This is a genomic window from uncultured Anaerovibrio sp., assembly GCF_947302755.1.
Lineage (GTDB): Bacteria > Bacillota > Negativicutes > Selenomonadales > Selenomonadaceae > Anaerovibrio.
Map to the genome: position 1 here is coordinate 1 of NZ_CAMYWM010000185.1, position 3,795 is coordinate 3,795.

Annotated in this window: 3 protein-coding genes; all 3 read right to left on the reverse strand. The window is 36.1% G+C overall.

What is annotated here, in order from left to right; translation table 11 throughout:
• Positions 1-787, reverse strand: a 787-nt coding sequence (locus Q0Y54_RS12165; RefSeq protein ID WP_297968415.1) for a DUF4393 domain-containing protein, incomplete at its 3' end; no start/stop codon positions are given.
• 24 nt (positions 788-811) lie between these two features.
• Positions 812-2,311: a class I SAM-dependent DNA methyltransferase gene (locus tag Q0Y54_RS12170; RefSeq protein WP_297968417.1), complete on the reverse strand. Its 1,500-nt coding sequence runs from the start codon at positions 2,309-2,311 to the stop codon at positions 812-814.
• A gap of 4 nt (positions 2,312-2,315) precedes the next feature.
• Positions 2,316-3,365, reverse strand: a complete 1,050-nt coding sequence (locus tag Q0Y54_RS12175; RefSeq protein WP_297968419.1) for a Fic family protein — start codon at positions 3,363-3,365, stop codon at positions 2,316-2,318.
• Positions 3,366-3,795 lie beyond the last annotated feature (430 nt).

The window sequence follows — 3,795 nt, forward strand, 5'->3', positions numbered from 1 at the left end:
TACAAGCTCTATAAAAATGTTTACCAAAGCTGGTAATTTCAACTGAACCATAGCAATTTGATATTTTATGCACTTCTTTAATATGTTTTTTAGTTTCTCTTACATCGTTTTTGAAATCATCGCTACCTATAATGCATTCATAAACATTTTTGTCAGCAAACTGCGTTTCAAAATCTAAATCAATTAATTTAAGACGCGATAAAGTATCTAATGTAATCAGCAGCTTATCTTTATTACCAAAATTAGTTTTCAAATATAAATAATGCCCAAAAATAAACCTCATATTATCTTTAAAGTCTATTTTCATTTTTACTGCAGGTATTATTTCCTGTTGATTTAACCAATCAAAGACTATTGCATCAAAGGGTGTCAACTGTTTTATTATTTCACCATAGGATGGATGAACCTCACTTACCCTGTCTTTATTTATCGAATTGGCTATTAGTGAAGAAAACAACTGGCGTAATTCTGGTTCCTCAACACAATATTTCATATTCTCCAAAGCTGTACACACGACATGAACATTAGGTTCTAATCTTTTATTATCAGGTATCTGTTTAATTTTATTCTCTAATTCTTTGGTAAATACATTTAATTCGTGATTATATTCTACTCTTTTCAAAGCAGCTTTTTGACTTATCCCTCCGAAAACTAAAAATACACAATCCGATAAAATCTGTCCTAACGTTGTACTTGGTTTGTCTGCCAAATTCTTTAGTGTTGCATCTACACAATCTGGTACCTCTATATTTACCAAAGCATTGTTTATTATATTCTTATTTTCCATTTCTTCTCCTTAAATATCACCTATTCATTTCAACAACTTTTCTAGCCCATTCAGCTCCTTGGCAATTTCAGCCTCAAGGCTTCTTATATTTGCCATAATTTCACTGGTAGGCGGATAATCCACTGGTACATACTCTATTTCCTTGTATTTATTTATGGACAAGTCATAATCGTTGTTCTCTATATCCTTTTTCGGTACCAAAAATGATTTATCTGTACGTTTTCTATCAGCTTCCCCGTCTAAGTTCTTAAACCGCTTGATAATATCCGCAATATCATTTTCATTTACTGGGGTGCGCTTATCATCCAGACTAAAACCATCTGCTGTCATATCGTAGAACCATACCTTATCTGTTCCGCCGTGGCCTGTCTTGGTAAAAACAAGGATAGCCGTGGACACTCCGGCATAAGGTTTAAATACCCCAGACGGCATGGAAATAACTGCTTCCAAGCGATTTTCGTCTACGATAGTCTGACGAATAGCCTTATGTGCTTTGGAGGAACCAAACAATACACCGTCCGGAACTATGCAGGCACATCTGCCACCTACTTTTAACATTCGTAAGAACAATGCCAAAAACAGCAGCTCTGTTTTCTTGGTCTTACATACCTTCAGTAAGTCCGCAGATACTGCATCCGCATCAAGACTCCCCTTAAATGGTGGATTAGCCAAAATAAGGGAATACTTTTCCTTGTCTTCATTTTGGTCAGATAAGCTGTCACGGTACTCAATAAACGGATTATCAATACCATGGGTCATCATGTTCATAGCACCGATGCGAAGCATGGTTCTATCCATATCAAAGCCATTAAACATGGTATTCATGTAATGGTCTTTTTTAGCTTTGTTGAAAAATATTTCTTCTTTCTTTGTTTCTTTTAAATATTCTGCGGCAGATACCAAGAATCCGGAAGTACCACAGGCAGGATCACATATTATATCATCAGCCTTAGGGTCCACCATCTCTACCATCATACGGATAATATGTCTAGGGGTCCTGAACTGGCCATTTCTGCCAGCTGAGGCAATCTTGTTCAAGAGATATTCATAAACATCACCACGAACATCAATAGATTGGTTGGCATTCATCAGCTCATATATTTCATCCAATGAGTCAACCACCTTGGATAGCAGAAGCGGTGTTGGCAATTTAAAAATAGCATCGTCCATATATTTGCTGTAGGCACTGTTTTTATCCCCATGTAGATTTTTGATGAAAGGAAATACCCACTCCTGCATTACAGTGTACATTCTGCCCGCTGGAAAATCGTGGAATACGGACCATTTAAGCTGTTTTCCATTTATAGAGCGGTCCCCTATTTTCACATCATCAGCAAAGATACTCTTGTATGGCAGACCCAACATGGCACTTTCTTTTTCCCGCTTGTTGTCCACATCATCCAAATCCCTGATAAACATCAAGTATGTAATTTGTTCAATAACCTCAAGGGGATTTACCAGTCCACCAGCTGCAAATATATCCCAAAGTCCATCTATCTTGTTTTTTAATTCACCAGTAATCATATTATTAATCCTCCACATTCCACACATACTTTGTGTAGCGGCCTCCGCCGATTTTCTTTATCTCATTATTTTTCAAGAGCTCTGCCAAAGTCCTCTGTACTGTTGTATCACTAATATCTGGATTTGTTTCTAAAAGCTCAGCTTTCGTTATAGTACCTATATGCGCTTTTATTATTTCCCGAATTCTCTCTGGCTTAGAAAGTTTAGCATTTGCTACCAGCTTTACTCTTGATTCAAATTCTCTATAAGCAGCAACTATTACTCCCAGCATATAATTTACAAAAGGCTTATAATCATTGGTATTTTCGTGCCAACCTATAGAGCTATCTTGTAGAGCTTCATAATATGTTTCTTTTGTTTCTTCAATAATCTTTTCTATACTAATGTATTTCCCTACGATAAATCCTGACTTATAAAGCAATAGCAATGTAAGCAATCTGCTCATTCGTCCATTACCGTCATTAAAGGGATGAATACACAAAAAATCCAGGATAAACATTCCCATTAAAATCAATGGATCGACATCATCCATAGCCTCTTTAAAAGCCTTGCACAATTCTTCCAATGCTTCCGGTGTTTCCCAGGCAGGCACTGGATTAAATCTTATTTTCTCATTACCATTTTCATCTATTTCCCTTATAATATTGTCTGAGGTCTTAAAAACGCCACCATCAACACTGCCGATATACTTATATAAATCCCTGTGTAATTGCAGGAAAAAATTAACATTAATCGGTATATAATCATAACTTTCGTGGATAGTATTAAGAACATCCCGATAACCAGCTATCTCTGACTCATCCCTATTACGCGGAGTAGTCTTTTGTTGTACCAGATTTTTTAGTCTGTCATCAACTGTAAAAATCCCTTCTATTCTGTTAGAGGCTTCTGCACTTTGAATTTTGGCCAGCTCAAATAGCTCTTTTAATTCATCCTTATGAGCCTCAATAAATAGTCGCTGTTCCCCTTTAAACTCATTGATAATTGTAAGTTTTTTTACAATCTCAGGAATTAGCAAATTCTCCCATTTTTCTTTATAACTATAAGCTTTCATTTGACTACCTCATTTCAATCAACTATTATCACCTACCACAACTATGATAAAGTTAATCTATATTAATCATAATCCATTTCATTTTAGCCGTCAATAGTTTTAATTTAGTCATTTTTGTAATATATGACTAAATTAAATATAGAAATGACATAATTAAACTAATTACTTTGATAACTAAATAACACTACATAACATCGAGTAGGAGGAGGATTTAAATAAATCCTCCGACCTCTCACACCACCGTGCATACCGTTCGGTACACGGCGGTTCTCTAGTTTTCACAAATATGCAGATAATAGCTGGTCATGGGTATGTACCCTTGGCTGGCTATTTCTTTATCCGAAAGTATTTGGTTCAGCATTAATGCCGCTCGCCATACCATTCCCGCTATTAGGGCTGGTTAGGGACTTTCACCCATTAGAGTGCGCCC